The organism is Haemophilus sp. CCUG 60358 (genome assembly GCF_001679485.1).
Lineage (GTDB): Bacteria > Pseudomonadota > Gammaproteobacteria > Enterobacterales > Pasteurellaceae > Haemophilus_D.
Genome location: NZ_LZOZ01000017.1, coordinates 177,082 through 189,401, shown reverse-complemented (window position 1 = coordinate 189,401; position 12,320 = coordinate 177,082). Strand labels below are relative to the sequence as shown.

13 protein-coding genes and 2 pseudogenes are annotated in these 12,320 nt (G+C 40.2%); 10 read left to right on the top strand and 5 right to left on the bottom strand.

The genetic code is table 11. The features are described from left to right. Positions 1-206, top strand: a pseudogene (locus tag A9500_RS10835) (IS3 family transposase); the annotation flags it as partial. Continuing rightward, complete coding sequence (locus A9500_RS08725) at positions 194-1,015, top strand: IS3 family transposase (RefSeq protein WP_257005711.1); 822 nt, start codon at positions 194-196, stop codon at positions 1,013-1,015. The pseudogene A9500_RS10835 and the gene A9500_RS08725, both read left to right, overlap by 13 nt. Positions 1,016-1,110: 95 nt before the next feature. Here the strand turns inward: A9500_RS08725 and A9500_RS08720 are convergent, their stop codons facing one another. After that, on the bottom strand, positions 1,111-1,947 hold the full coding sequence (locus A9500_RS08720) for a neutral zinc metallopeptidase (RefSeq protein WP_049367255.1): 837 nt from the start codon (positions 1,945-1,947) through the stop codon (positions 1,111-1,113). Between the two features lie 177 nt (positions 1,948-2,124). On the opposite strand from A9500_RS08720, the gene lysM reads away from it, so the two are divergent. The 8 genes from lysM (at position 2,125) to rplA (ending at position 8,442) form a co-directional block, all read left to right on the top strand. Beyond that, positions 2,125-2,565 (top strand): peptidoglycan-binding protein LysM, encoded by a 441-nt coding sequence (lysM, locus tag A9500_RS08715; protein WP_065244619.1) that lies wholly within the window; start codon positions 2,125-2,127, stop codon positions 2,563-2,565. A 213-nt stretch (positions 2,566-2,778) separates the two neighbouring features. Beyond that, on the top strand, positions 2,779-4,077 hold the full coding sequence (gene tig, locus A9500_RS08710; RefSeq protein WP_054420244.1) for a trigger factor: 1,299 nt from the start codon (positions 2,779-2,781) through the stop codon (positions 4,075-4,077). A gap of 144 nt (positions 4,078-4,221) precedes the next feature. Next, positions 4,222-4,803, top strand: a complete 582-nt coding sequence (gene clpP / locus A9500_RS08705) for an ATP-dependent Clp endopeptidase proteolytic subunit ClpP (RefSeq protein ID WP_049364030.1) — start codon at positions 4,222-4,224, stop codon at positions 4,801-4,803. Between the two features lie 9 nt (positions 4,804-4,812). Beyond that, positions 4,813-6,051, top strand: a complete 1,239-nt coding sequence (gene clpX, locus A9500_RS08700) for an ATP-dependent protease ATP-binding subunit ClpX (RefSeq protein ID WP_065244618.1) — start codon at positions 4,813-4,815, stop codon at positions 6,049-6,051. A 121-nt stretch (positions 6,052-6,172) separates the two neighbouring features. Then, positions 6,173-6,589 (top strand): preprotein translocase subunit SecE, encoded by a 417-nt coding sequence (gene secE, locus A9500_RS08695; protein ID WP_049357890.1) that lies wholly within the window; start codon positions 6,173-6,175, stop codon positions 6,587-6,589. A gap of 1 nt (position 6,590) precedes the next feature. Next, a complete protein-coding gene (gene nusG / locus A9500_RS08690; protein WP_005695227.1) occupies positions 6,591-7,148 on the top strand; it encodes a transcription termination/antitermination protein NusG in 558 nt (185 codons plus the stop codon). A 171-nt stretch (positions 7,149-7,319) separates the two neighbouring features. Next, positions 7,320-7,748, top strand: coding sequence for a 50S ribosomal protein L11 (gene rplK, locus A9500_RS08685; protein WP_014064251.1), 429 nt, complete (start codon positions 7,320-7,322; stop codon positions 7,746-7,748). Positions 7,749-7,752: 4 nt separating this feature from the next. Continuing rightward, positions 7,753-8,442 carry a 50S ribosomal protein L1 gene (gene rplA / locus A9500_RS08680; RefSeq protein ID WP_005695230.1) on the top strand — a complete coding sequence of 230 codons (690 nt, stop codon included), beginning with the start codon at positions 7,753-7,755 and terminating at the stop codon, positions 8,440-8,442. Positions 8,443-8,599: 157 nt separating this feature from the next. On the opposite strand, the gene A9500_RS08675 is transcribed toward rplA, so the two are convergent. The 4 genes and pseudogenes from A9500_RS08675 to A9500_RS08660 all read right to left on the bottom strand — a co-directional run bounded on the left by A9500_RS08675 (position 8,600) and on the right by A9500_RS08660 (position 12,319). Then, on the bottom strand, positions 8,600-9,745 hold the full coding sequence (locus tag A9500_RS08675) for an iron-containing alcohol dehydrogenase (RefSeq protein WP_065244617.1): 1,146 nt from the start codon (positions 9,743-9,745) through the stop codon (positions 8,600-8,602). 48 nt (positions 9,746-9,793) lie between these two features. Beyond that, positions 9,794-10,975, bottom strand: coding sequence for a glutathionylspermidine synthase family protein (locus tag A9500_RS08670; protein WP_065244616.1), 1,182 nt, complete (start codon positions 10,973-10,975; stop codon positions 9,794-9,796). A gap of 2 nt (positions 10,976-10,977) precedes the next feature. After that, a pseudogene (locus A9500_RS11000) lies at positions 10,978-11,238 on the bottom strand (hypothetical protein); the annotation flags it as partial. A gap of 373 nt (positions 11,239-11,611) precedes the next feature. Beyond that, positions 11,612-12,319 carry an HAD-IA family hydrolase gene (locus A9500_RS08660; RefSeq protein ID WP_065244614.1) on the bottom strand — a complete coding sequence of 236 codons (708 nt, stop codon included), beginning with the start codon at positions 12,317-12,319 and terminating at the stop codon, positions 11,612-11,614. Position 12,320: the final 1 nt, after the last annotated feature.

Below are 12,320 nucleotides of genomic sequence, written 5' to 3'. Positions count from 1 at the left end.
GCATAAAAGGACTTATTCCTTATAAACCATCAGGACGACCGCCAATGAAACCTAAATATGCCAGAATGCCTCCTCCACCTAAAACAGAAGAAGACCGCTTACGTCTGAGAATTTTACAGCTTGAAGCGGAGGTCGCTTACCTAAAGGAGTTGAGAAAGCTCAGACTTCAGGAGGAAGCCAGGCAGCGGAAGTTATCCAAAAGTTAAGAGACCATTATCCCCTAAAATATCTATTAGGTATTGCAGGCTTAGCGCGAAGTACGTTTTTTGCTCGATGCCAGGTTAAACCAGATAAGGATAAAGGGCTTAAAGCCGCGATTATTCACATTAAAGCAAAGCATCCCGATTATGGTTACCGACGGGTTCACACCTGTTTACCAGGCGTGAATCATAAGAAAATCCAACGTTTAATGCGAGAGCTTGAACTTCAAGTGCGGGTAAGAAAAAGCAAAAAATTGACGACTTATCGAGGTACGCTGGGGCCTATAGCTCCGAATCGTCTTGAGCGTGATTTTACGGCTACCAAGCCGAATCAAAAGTGGGTAACGGATGTGACCGAGTTTAAAGCAAAAGATGGCAATAAAGTCTACTTATCCCCAATATTAGATTTATTTAACAATGAGATAATCTCATATACTCTCAGTTATTCCCCAAACTGGGCGCAGGTGGAGAAGATGTTAAAGCTGGCGGTTAAACGATTAGATAAAACAAGTGGTAGCATTTTACATTCAGACCAAGGCTGGCAATATCAGATGGCGGCTTATCGTCAAATTCTTGCTGAGCACGGCATCATACAAAGTATGTCAAGGAAAGGAAACTGTTTGGATAATGCCGCGATGGAGAGTTTCTTTGGACGATTAAAAACGGAATGCTTTTATAGTCGGGAATTTAATACGCGAGAGGAGATAGTTAATGCGGTAAGGGATTATTTGGATTACTATAATCATCGACGGATTCAACTAAAATTAAAAGGACTGAGTCCGATACAATATCGTCGTCAGTCCTCATGTGAATAGTCCAGATTTTTGGGGTCAGATCAAAATTGACCGCTCTTTTTTATGTTGAAATGAACAGAAATAAAAAAGGCTGACATGAATCAGCCTCAAAGCTCTTATTGGTTAAAGGTATTACATACAGAAGGGTTGGCGCTTTGTAAGCCTTTTCTGAACCATTCTAGACGCTGTGCAGATGTACCGTGAGTGAAGCTATCCGGTACCACATAACCTTGGCTGCGTTTTTGTAAACGGTCATCGCCCACAGCTTCTGCTGCATTAAATGCTTTTTCTTCATCGCCGCGTTCAAATAAACCACTTTTCACTGCTTGGCTCGCCCAAACACCAGCAAAACAGTCAGCTTGAAGTTCTAATTGAACAGAAAGTTGATTTGCCGTTTTACGATCGCTGCTTTGTTGTGCACGATTTACTTGTGGCAGAATGCCGAGCATATTTTGCACGTGGTGACCGACTTCGTGTGCAATTACATAAGCAAAGGCTGAATCGCCTGCTGCACCCAGTTTATTTTTCATTTCATTATAGAATGATAAATCAAGATAAACTTTACGATCGCTTGGGCAGTAGAACGGGCCCATTGCAGATTGACCGGTACCACAAGCAGTTGGCGTTACACCATTGTAAAGTACCATGGTTGGCTCGCTATAGGTTTTACCCATTTGTCTAAAATATTGTCCCCAAACGGTTTCAGTATCCGCTAATACAACTTTAGAAAGACTCGCAAGCTGCTGTTCTTCTTGGGTTTCTAATCGTTGAGAGCTTTGTCCTGAAAAATCCGGTGTGCCCACTAAGCCTGAAAGATCGACGCCATAATAAGCACCAACTAATAAGATGATAATACCGAAAACACCAGTCCCTCTTCCGCCACCGAAGTTACCGCCGCCAGAGCCACGTCTATCTTCAATATTTGAGCTTTCTTTACGACCTTGCCAACGCATAATTTGTCCTTTCTGAGTGAGTAAATTAAAAATCGGCGTATTCTATCAAAGTGCGGTCAATTTTAGATCTGTTTTCTTGAAATATTTACATAGCTTTACACTCTGATTTATAGACTTCTTAAGGGAATTTCAGTATCGTAATAATCCCTTAAACAAACATACAAAAGGAACTTTAAAATGGGTTTATTTGATTTTGTCAGTGACATTGGTAAGAAAGTTTTCTCTAAAGAAGAAGAGGCGTCTAAAGCAGTGACTCAACACATCGCAGAAGACAATCCAGGCGTGGAAAACTTATCTGTTACCGTTGAAAATGGTGTAGCAAATATCCAAGGTGTGGCATCAACTGCAGCGGCATTAGAAAAAGCAGTATTAATGGCGGGTAACATTCAAGGTATCCACTCAGTAACAAGCGATGCAAGCATCAATAACGGTGAAACCTTAGGCAGTGATGAAACATTCTATGTAATCCAAAAAGGTGACACCTTGTGGAAAATCGCTGAGAAAGCTTACGGAAATGGCGCGAAATATACCGCTATCGTTGAAGCGAACAAAGAAGTGATTAAAGACGCGGATAAGATTTTCCCAGGTCAAAAAATTCGTTTACCGAAAGGTTTATAATTCGATAAAAAGTGCGGTTATTTTTGACCGCACTTTTTTCTTTATCAAAAATTGTTGATAAATTGTGCAATTTTAGCCGGTTTTCTATTGAATTTTCCGGTTTCTATCGACTGTTTGATTTTCTTTCGCTATAATTTGGTGGTTTTTTATTTTTACAAACAATAACGTGTTCGGTGTGGTTTTTACCGAGTGCAACATTAATTGAGGTTACAAATGTCATTAAATATTGAAACAACTCAAGGTTTAGAGCGTCGTGTGACGATCACCGTTCCAGCTGAAGCTGTAGAAAAAGCAACTCGTGAAGAATTCAAACGTGCAGCAAAAAATGTACGTGTTGATGGTTTCCGTAAAGGTCACGTGCCAGCGCACATCATTGAACAACGTTTTGGCGCATCAATCCGTCAAGATGTATTAAACGATTTATTACCACGTCATTTCTTTGACGCAGTAATCGCTGAGAAAATCAACATCGCAGGTCGTCCAACTTTCGCTATCGAAACGTTCGAACCAGGTAAAGATTTATCATTCACTGCAACTTTCGAAGTGTATCCAGAAGTTGAATTAAAAGGCTTAGAAAACATCAAAGTTGAGAAACCAACTGTTGAAATCACTGAAGCTGATATCGATAAAATGATCGATGTATTACGTAAACAACAAGCAACTTGGGTTGAAAGCAAAGCAGCAGCGAAAGCAGATTCACGCGTAACAATCGACTTCGTTGGTTCAGTAGATGGCGAAGAATTCGAAGGCGGTAAAGCAACTGATTTCGTTCTATTCATGGGCCAAGGCCGCATGATTCCTGGTTTTGAAGAGGGCATTGTAGGCCACAAAGCAGGCGAACAATTCGATATCAATGTGACTTTCCCAGCGGAATACCATTCTGAAAACTTAAAAGGTAAAGATGCAAAATTTGCGATCACCTTGAAAAAAGTAGAAGAAATGGAATTACCAGAATTAACAGATGAGTTCGTTGCTAAATTTGGTCCAAACACCAAAACTGTGGCAGATTTACGTGCAGAAATCCGTAAAAACATGGAACGTGAATTGAAAAACGCATTAGTTTCTCGCGTTAAACAACAAGTCATCAACGGTTTAATCGAACAAAACCCAATTGATGTTCCAGCTTCTGCAGTAGAAGAAGAAATCAATGTGTTACGTAACCAAGCAGCACAACGCTTCGGTGGCAATGCACAACAAGCTGCACAATTACCACGTGAATTATTTGAAGCTGATGCAAAACGTCGTGTTCAAGTCGGTTTATTATTCTCTGAAGTGATCAAATCAAACGAATTGAAAGCGGATGAAGAACGTGCGAAAGCAATGATCGCGGATATCGCTTCTGCTTACGAACAACCAGCTGAAGTAGTTGAATATTACAGCAAAAATGAAGAGTTAATGAACAACATTCGCAATGTAGTATTAGAAGAACAAGCAGTTGATGCCGTTCTTGCTAAAGCTCAAGTTACTGAAAAAGCATCTTCATTTGATGAGATCATGAATCCACAAGCATAATAATTGATAGAACGTGAATTAAATTCATAGGTATATCATCGAGAAGTGCGGTTGTTTTTTTCAATGAAAAGCGACCGCATTTTGTTTTTACTGATTTTCGGGTAGAATATTGCCCGATTTTTTAGCACATATTTAGGGGCAAAAATGAGTGTAATTCCTATGGTTGTCGAACAAACCTCTCGTGGTGAACGTTCGTACGACATTTATTCCCGCCTATTAAAAGAGCGCGTGATCTTCTTGAGTGGTGAAGTGGAAGATCGTATGGCAAATTTGATCGTGGCACAGCTACTTTTCTTAGAATCAGAAGATCCGAAAAAAGACATCAATATTTATATTAACTCACCAGGCGGTTCGGTGACTGCGGGTATGGCAATTTACGATACCATGCAATTTATTAAACCGGATGTGCGTACTCTTTGCATTGGCCAAGCTTGTTCAATGGGCGCATTTTTACTTGCAGGAGGTGCAGCAGGAAAACGAGCTGCATTACCGAATGCACGAGTGATGATTCACCAACCATTAGGTGGTTTCCGTGGACAAGCATCAGATATTCAGATCCACGCGCAAGAAATTTTAAAAATTAAACAAACCTTAAACGAGCGTCTTGCTTTCCATACAGGTCAAAGCATCGAGCGTATCGAAAAAGACACCGATCGTGACAACTTTATGTCGGCAGAAGAAGCAAAAGCTTACGGCTTAGTGGACGATGTGTTGATTAAACGTTAAGGATTTAACATGACAACAAATGATAACGATCTTCACTGTTCTTTCTGCGGAAGAGAAAAAAGTGAAGTAGGTAAATTAATTGCGGGTACAGATGGTTATATTTGTAATGAGTGTATCGAGCTTTGCCACAGTATGTTGGAAGACAGTGGGGAAATCGAAACACCTAGCGAACTGGCCGTTGAAGAAAAATTACCGACACCGCACGAAATTCGTGCGCACTTAGATGATTATGTGATTGGGCAAGATTATGCGAAAAAAGTCTTGTCAGTGGCTGTTTACAATCACTATAAACGCTTACGCACGAACCACCAAAGCAATGATGTGGAATTAGGTAAAAGTAATATCTTGTTAATCGGTCCAACAGGTAGCGGTAAAACCTTATTAGCTCAAACTTTAGCGCGTCGTTTAAATGTACCTTTTGCTATGGCCGATGCGACGACGTTAACTGAAGCCGGTTATGTGGGCGAAGACGTGGAAAATGTGCTGCAAAAATTATTGCAAAACTGCGATTACGATACGAAAAAAGCAGAGCAGGGCATTATCTATATTGATGAAATTGATAAAATCAGCCGTAAATCAGAAGGCGCGTCTATTACTCGCGATGTGTCTGGTGAAGGTGTGCAACAGGCCTTATTAAAATTAATTGAAGGCACTATCGCATCTGTACCACCACAAGGTGGACGTAAACACCCTCAACAAGAAATGTTGAAAGTGGATACCTCAAAAATCCTCTTTATTTGTGGTGGAGCATTTGCTGGCTTAGATAAAATTATCGGTAAGCGTACACAAACTGATACCGGGATTGGTTTTGATGCAAAAGTAGAGAAAGAAGAAGACAAAGAAAATCTTTCTGAATTATTCCGTCAAGTTGAGCCGGATGATTTAATGAAATTTGGTTTGATTCCAGAATTTATTGGTCGTCTTCCAATGATTGCGCCATTAAGCGAATTAGATGAAGAAGCGTTGATTCAGATTCTTACTCAACCGAAAAATGCACTGACCAAACAATATCAAGCATTATTTGGCTTAGAAGATGTGGAACTTGAATTCACGCCGGAAGCATTAAAAGCAATGGCGAAAAAAGCCCTTGAACGTAAAACCGGTGCGCGTGGTTTACGCTCAATCGTTGAGGCTGTATTGTTAGATACGATGTATGATTTACCTTCAATCGAAAACTTGCAAAAAGTGATTGTGGATGAAGAAACCATCGTTGATAACAAACCACCAAAGCTCGAATATAAAAACTAATAGAAAGTGCGGTTGTTTTTTATAATATTTTTCATAGGCAATCCCGAAAGAAAATGCTACAATCGCACGTTCTGAAATTAATCTAAAAATTATTTATCCCTTATTTTATACGGATTCACTTATGGCAACTGAAATTGTTGAGAAAAAGAAACACGACCAAGAACAAGTCGTAGAAGGAAAATCAAAAGGCTTAAACACTCTTCTTTGGATTCTTTCTGTGGCATTTTTTACTGCTGCAGCGATTGGTAACGTTTATTTTAAAGACGCCTTCTCTTTACCTGTACGTGTAGTTGGCGTAGTTGTCGCTTTATTAATTGCCTTTGGTTTAGCTGCAATTACTAACCAAGGTACAAAAGCTCGTACATTCTTTAGCGAAGCAAAAGTTGAAGGTCGTAAAGTGGTATGGCCAACTCGTGCAGAAACACGTCAAACAACTTTAATCGTTATTGGGGTAACCGTGCTTACCTCTTTATTCTTCTGGGCAATTGATTCAATTATCATTGCATTGATTAACTTCTTAACTGATTTGAGATTCTAAAATGAGCGAAACTGAAAACGTATCCAAAAAACGTTGGTATGTATTGCAAGCATTCTCAGGTTTTGAGAGTCGTGTAGCAATCACATTGCGTGAATATATCAAACAACAACAAATGGAAGATCAGTTTGGTGAAGTATTAGTGCCGACTGAAGAAGTCGTTGAAAACGTAGCAGGTAAACGTCGTAAAAGCGAACGTAAATTCTTCCCTGGCTATGTATTAGTTGAAATGGCAATGAATGATGACACATGGCACTTAGTAAAAAGCGTACCACGTGTAATGGGCTTTATCGGTGGTACACCAGATAAGCCAGCGCCAATTTCTAAACGTGAAGCAGATTTAATTTTAAATCGTTTAGAGCAAAGTGCTGAAAAACCACGTCATCGTAAAGAATATCAACCAGGTGAAGAAGTACGTGTGACAGAAGGTCCATTTGCTGACTTTAATGGTACGGTTGAAGAAGTGGATTACGAAAAAGGCCGCTTAAAAGTGTCTGTATCTATCTTTGGTCGTGCAACACCAGTTGAGCTTGAATTTGGTCAAGTGGAAAAAACACGTTAATTTCCCTTTTCCAAAATAAGAAATTTAATGGCCGCACTTAAAAAATAAAGTGCGGTTGTTTTTCGAGTAGTTTTTCTGCTTGAAATTTCGAGGCTGATTAATTAAAATACAGCCTTTCATTAACAGGGGAGCCGATTTCGGCGTTATCACCCATTTAGAGGAAACTAAAAAATGGCAAAAAAAGTCCAAGCATACGTTAAGTTGCAAGTTGCAGCTGGTATGGCAAACCCATCACCACCAGTTGGTCCTGCATTAGGTCAACAAGGTGTGAACATCATGGAATTCTGTAAAGCATTCAACGCTCGTACTGAGAGCTTAGAAAAAGGTTTACCAATTCCAGTTGTTATCACTGTATATGCAGACCGTTCATTCACTTTCATTACTAAAACTCCACCAGCAGCAGTATTATTGAAAAAAGCTGCAGGTATCAAATCTGGTTCTGGTAAACCGAACAAAGATAAAGTGGGTAAAGTAACTTTAGATCAAGTTCGTCAAATCGCTGAAACTAAAGCAGCAGATATGACTGGCGCGACTATCGAAACTAAAATGAAATCAATTGCTGGTACTGCTCGCTCAATGGGCTTAGTGGTGGAGGAATAATACGATGGCTAAATTGACTAAAAAAATGAAAGCAATCAAAGCTGGCGTAGATTCTACTAAAGCATACGAAATCAACGAAGCAATCGCGTTATTAAAACAATTCGCAACAGCTAAATTCGTTGAAAGTGTTGACGTTGCAGTAAACTTAGGTATCGATCCTCGTAAATCAGACCAAAACGTTCGTGGTGCAACTGTATTACCACACGGTACTGGTCGTGAAGTACGCGTAGCTGTGTTCACCCAAGGTGCTAACGCAGATGCAGCTAAAGAAGCTGGCGCTGATTTAGTCGGTATGGAAGATTTAGCAGAGCAAATCAAAAAAGGCGAAATGAACTTTGACGTTGTTATCGCTTCTCCTGATGCAATGCGTGTTGTTGGTCAATTAGGTCAAGTATTAGGCCCACGTGGTTTAATGCCAAACCCTAAAGTTGGTACCGTAACACCAAACGTTGCTGAAGCAGTTAAAAATGCTAAATCTGGTCAGATCCGTTATCGTAACGATAAAAACGGTATCATCCACACAACAATTGGTAAAGCAAACTTCTCTGAAGTTCAATTAAAAGAAAACCTTCAAGCATTATTGGCTGCTTTAAACAAAGCAAAACCAACTACTGCAAAAGGTATCTTTATCAAGAAAGTAAGCATCTCTACAACTATGGGTGCTGGTGTGGCTGTTGATCAAGCTTCACTATAATTAAGCGTTAAAACTTAATTCAAATTAACCGCACTTTGGGTAACTGAAGTGCGGTTATTTTTTTGTGTTCTTTTCAATAAAGTGAAATATTGAGAATATAAAAAGAGCGGTCAAATTCTATTGTATTTTGAATTTGACCGCTCTTTTTTATGAGAGATTACTTCGCTAAAGCGAAAATTGCTTTAATAGCTTCTTTGGTGTAAATCTTATCCATTTTCGCCTTAATCGCAGTTTGAACCGCATTTCCAACAATTTCAGATAAGGTTTTATCATCAATGCCAAGTTGCTCAAGACGAGTTGGTGTGCCGATTTTATCAAACCAAGCTTTTAAGGCTTGAATACCATCTTCAGCCTTATCTAAGCCAAATATTTCTTTAGCAAAGCGTTTGAATTGAGTAGGTCTTTGAGATTGATACCATTGCATCCACGCAGGCATAATTACGGAAAGGCCAGCACCATGTGGCACATCTGAAATCGCACTCATGGAATGCTCAATCATATGATTTGGGAAACCGTAAGGTGAGATACCTAAATGAGTTAAACCATTCAACGCAAGTGTAGCCGCCCAGGCAAATTCACCACGAGCATTGAGATCTTGTGGATCATTGAGCAAGATTTCAGTCGTACGAATAACAGTTTTAATATTGCTTTCTACTAAGAAATCAATAATTTCAGGACGATATTCAGCTGTGAAATAGGCTTCAATAGAATGAGCAATAATATCTGCGGCAGAATACACTAAATAATCACGACTGACGGTCGCTTGCAATTTCGGGTTAATGACAGATACTTTTGGGAATAAATGATTGCTGTGAATTGAATATTTTTGCTGTGTTTCTTCATTGGTAATGACGGCTCCCCAGTTCATTTCACTGCCTGTTGCCGCAAGGGTGATTACATCAAAAATCATCAACGCTTTTTGCACCGGTGTACCTTTAAAAAAGTCCCAAGTATCACCCTCATAGCACGCACCAGCCGCGATCGCTTTCGCACTATCAAGGCAAGAGCCACCACCGATACTCAACACGCTATCTGCACCAAAGGCTTTTGCCATTGCAACGGCTTCACGGACTTTGTTGATTGTCGGGTTACTTTTTACCCCGCCACATTCAACGTATTCAATACCATGCTCACGTAAACTTTTAGCCACATCTTCAAATAAGCCGGAATGTTTGATTCGCTCACTGCCATAGATAATTAAGGCCTTTTTTGCACCGTATTCGTGCATATATTTACCCATCTCTTTTTCTTTATCGAGACCAAATTCAATGCGAGTAGGGTTTTGAAAACTAAATGGATACATATTTATCTCCTTATTATCTGTTAAGTGCGGTCAGTTTTTGCGTTGTTTTTATTCCACAAAGTAATGCGGAATGAAGTGGCTATCATTGCCGGTAACTGGGGTAAAATCTTCTCTTAATCCGATGCCGCATGCCACATCACCCACTACCCAAGAACCAATCATAGGGTACATGCCATCAAAATTTGGCAGTTCAAATTTTTGTTGATAAATGTAACCTGCTTGATCGTAAAAAGCAGAATGTTCACTGCCTTTAGCGGCAAATTCCAGACCATTACGTTTTTCATAGTAAGAAACATTGGCGCCCTCACGACCTAACGTTGGTTTTTTCACCCATATTGATTGGCGATCAGTAATATCATGTTTACTAAAGTAAGCAGGTAGTAATAATGGGTGATTTGGGTGCTTTTGCCACAATTTCGCTAATAGCACTTTATTGCTTAATAGTAATTTCCACGCAGGTTCAATAAAAGTGGTGGATGAATTAAGCATGTGTGGTGCATATTCGGTGGTAGTCATCCATTCAAGCGGATAGAGCTTAAATAAACAATCAATAGGTTGATTATTCAGATCGAGGAATTGTTGACTGTCTTTATCGTAGCCCACATCTTCAATGGCAAGCTGATGAATATGCCAACCTGCGTTGTAAGCCACATCCGCTAGGTAATCGATATTGCCCCAATCTTCACGGCCCGCTTCTTGCATAGCACTAAAATGGAAATCGTTTAGCCCTGTTTGCTGTTGAATAAACTGAAAGCGATTGAGCAATTCTTCATGAATCCAATTAAATTGGTCACGATGCGCTAAGCCTTCAATTTGCTCTAACCATTGCCATTGCACCACAGCAGCTTCAAGCAGGGAAGTAGGGGTGTCGGCATTGTATTCAAACATTTTGAGGTTTTCACCGTCATAACCAAAATCAAAACGACCATATAAGTGCGGTACGTTTTTAGCCCATGTTTGTTCAATCAGATTTTTCTGTAAATCGGTGAAGCGATAATGGGTATAATCACCTTGTTTAATTTCATCGGCAACAAAATCCATACACATTGCATGTAATTCGTTGGTGGCATCTTCAATACGATCGATCTCCGCTAGGGTAAATTCATACGCCACATTGTCCGACCAATAATGGGAGCCATCAGAGGAAGGCAGATTATAGTAATCAAAGCCCACATCTAATAATTGTTGCACCATATTGGGGCGAGTAGGAAAGCCCGTGATTCGTTTCATATTTAACCGCCTGAGCTACGGTTACTGCTTGAGTTTGAGCTTTTAAAGCCACCGCGTGAAACTGGTTTGCTGTAAGTGCTACCCGCATTGCCTTTTACTAATACAGGCTTACCGACAGAACGATTAGTTTGCGGTTGGATAACTTGCCCCGTTGGTGTTGAAACGGCGCTATTGCTTGGATTGTAACTAGGGCCTAAAAATGAGCCCATCGTACGCGCGATCATATAGCCCATTGCTGCACCTGCAATCGCACTACCCATACTGCCGTGTCCTTCTCCTGTTGCAGAACTCGTGTGGCTTGTTCCCTCAGCGCTACTTGAATTGCCAGAGTGAGTTGCTCCATCTGGATTTAAGGTTTGTTTAATGGTCTGATTGTCTTCTGACCATTCACTATTATTGCTTGGACGAGTATTTAAATTGCCTGATAGAGAGGAGCCAGATCCACTATGTGCAGTTGTACCGCTGTTATTTTCATTAGATTGGTCAGCTTCGCATAATTCAATTTTTTTCCAATCGGCTAAACAATCCTCAAGGCTGTTATAAACATCTCGTTGAACTTGCTCTTCTGAGCAACCTCCTAATAAAGCCACAATGGAAAGGCTGACGAGAACTTGATTTTTCTTTTTCATCATAGGGTTAAAGTGTTAATAATTCAGTTAAATGATTGATTTCTAATGTAGGCAAAACACTTGCTTCAGTAAATGAATTGAGATCTTTGCCTGATAAATTAATCCATACTGCTTGGCAGCCGGCTTGAATGGCGCCTTGAATATCCGTGGTTAAGTTATCACCAATATGTAAAATTTCACTCGGTTTTATGCCAAAATGATCGGCGGTTTGGTGGAACAAATCTTGATGAGGTTTCGCTCTGCCTTGTTCTCCCCCACGTAAACTCAGTTGAAAGTGTTCAAATCCAATACGTGTTGCAATCACATTACCATTGGTAATCACGCTAAGCGGGTAGCGATCTTTAAGTTGGTTTAATACTTCAATGCTTTCAGTGGGAACATCAATTTTATGTCGCCATTCAATAAATTCTTCCATAGCGATGGCCAAAGTGCGGTCAATTTCAACCGCACTTTTACTATGATGCGCCAGTAAGTGCCGTAACGTTTCGACTCGCCAGGCGATCACATCTTCAGCAATCAAGGGATCTTTCTCCGCCAGTTGCCATTTCCATTCTCGCCAATATACTGAGGTAAGATCGGTCAGTTGTGCGTGTTCTTGTACACATTGAAGAAAGCGTTCTTCGGCCAAACGTATGACATCACTATTATCGTAAAGGGTGTCATCAAGATCAAAACTCATAACCTTGAAAGGCTGAAGACCGCGGTAAAATCGCATA

Coding starts and splice junctions, on each gene's coding strand:
- A9500_RS08720 (WP_049367255.1), bottom strand. CDS start 1,947: ATGCGTTGGCAAGGTCGTAAAGAAAGCTCAAATATTGAAGATAGACGT.
- lysM (WP_065244619.1), top strand. CDS start 2,125: ATGGGTTTATTTGATTTTGTCAGTGACATTGGTAAGAAAGTTTTCTCT.
- tig (WP_054420244.1), top strand. CDS start 2,779: ATGTCATTAAATATTGAAACAACTCAAGGTTTAGAGCGTCGTGTGACG.
- clpP (WP_049364030.1), top strand. CDS start 4,222: ATGAGTGTAATTCCTATGGTTGTCGAACAAACCTCTCGTGGTGAACGT.
- clpX (WP_065244618.1), top strand. CDS start 4,813: ATGACAACAAATGATAACGATCTTCACTGTTCTTTCTGCGGAAGAGAA.
- secE (WP_049357890.1), top strand. CDS start 6,173: ATGGCAACTGAAATTGTTGAGAAAAAGAAACACGACCAAGAACAAGTC.
- nusG (WP_005695227.1), top strand. CDS start 6,591: ATGAGCGAAACTGAAAACGTATCCAAAAAACGTTGGTATGTATTGCAA.
- rplK (WP_014064251.1), top strand. CDS start 7,320: ATGGCAAAAAAAGTCCAAGCATACGTTAAGTTGCAAGTTGCAGCTGGT.
- rplA (WP_005695230.1), top strand. CDS start 7,753: ATGGCTAAATTGACTAAAAAAATGAAAGCAATCAAAGCTGGCGTAGAT.
- A9500_RS08675 (WP_065244617.1), bottom strand. CDS start 9,745: ATGTATCCATTTAGTTTTCAAAACCCTACTCGCATTGAATTTGGTCTC.
- A9500_RS08670 (WP_065244616.1), bottom strand. CDS start 10,975: ATGAAACGAATCACGGGCTTTCCTACTCGCCCCAATATGGTGCAACAA.
- A9500_RS08660 (WP_065244614.1), bottom strand. CDS start 12,319: ATGCGATTTTACCGCGGTCTTCAGCCTTTCAAGGTTATGAGTTTTGAT.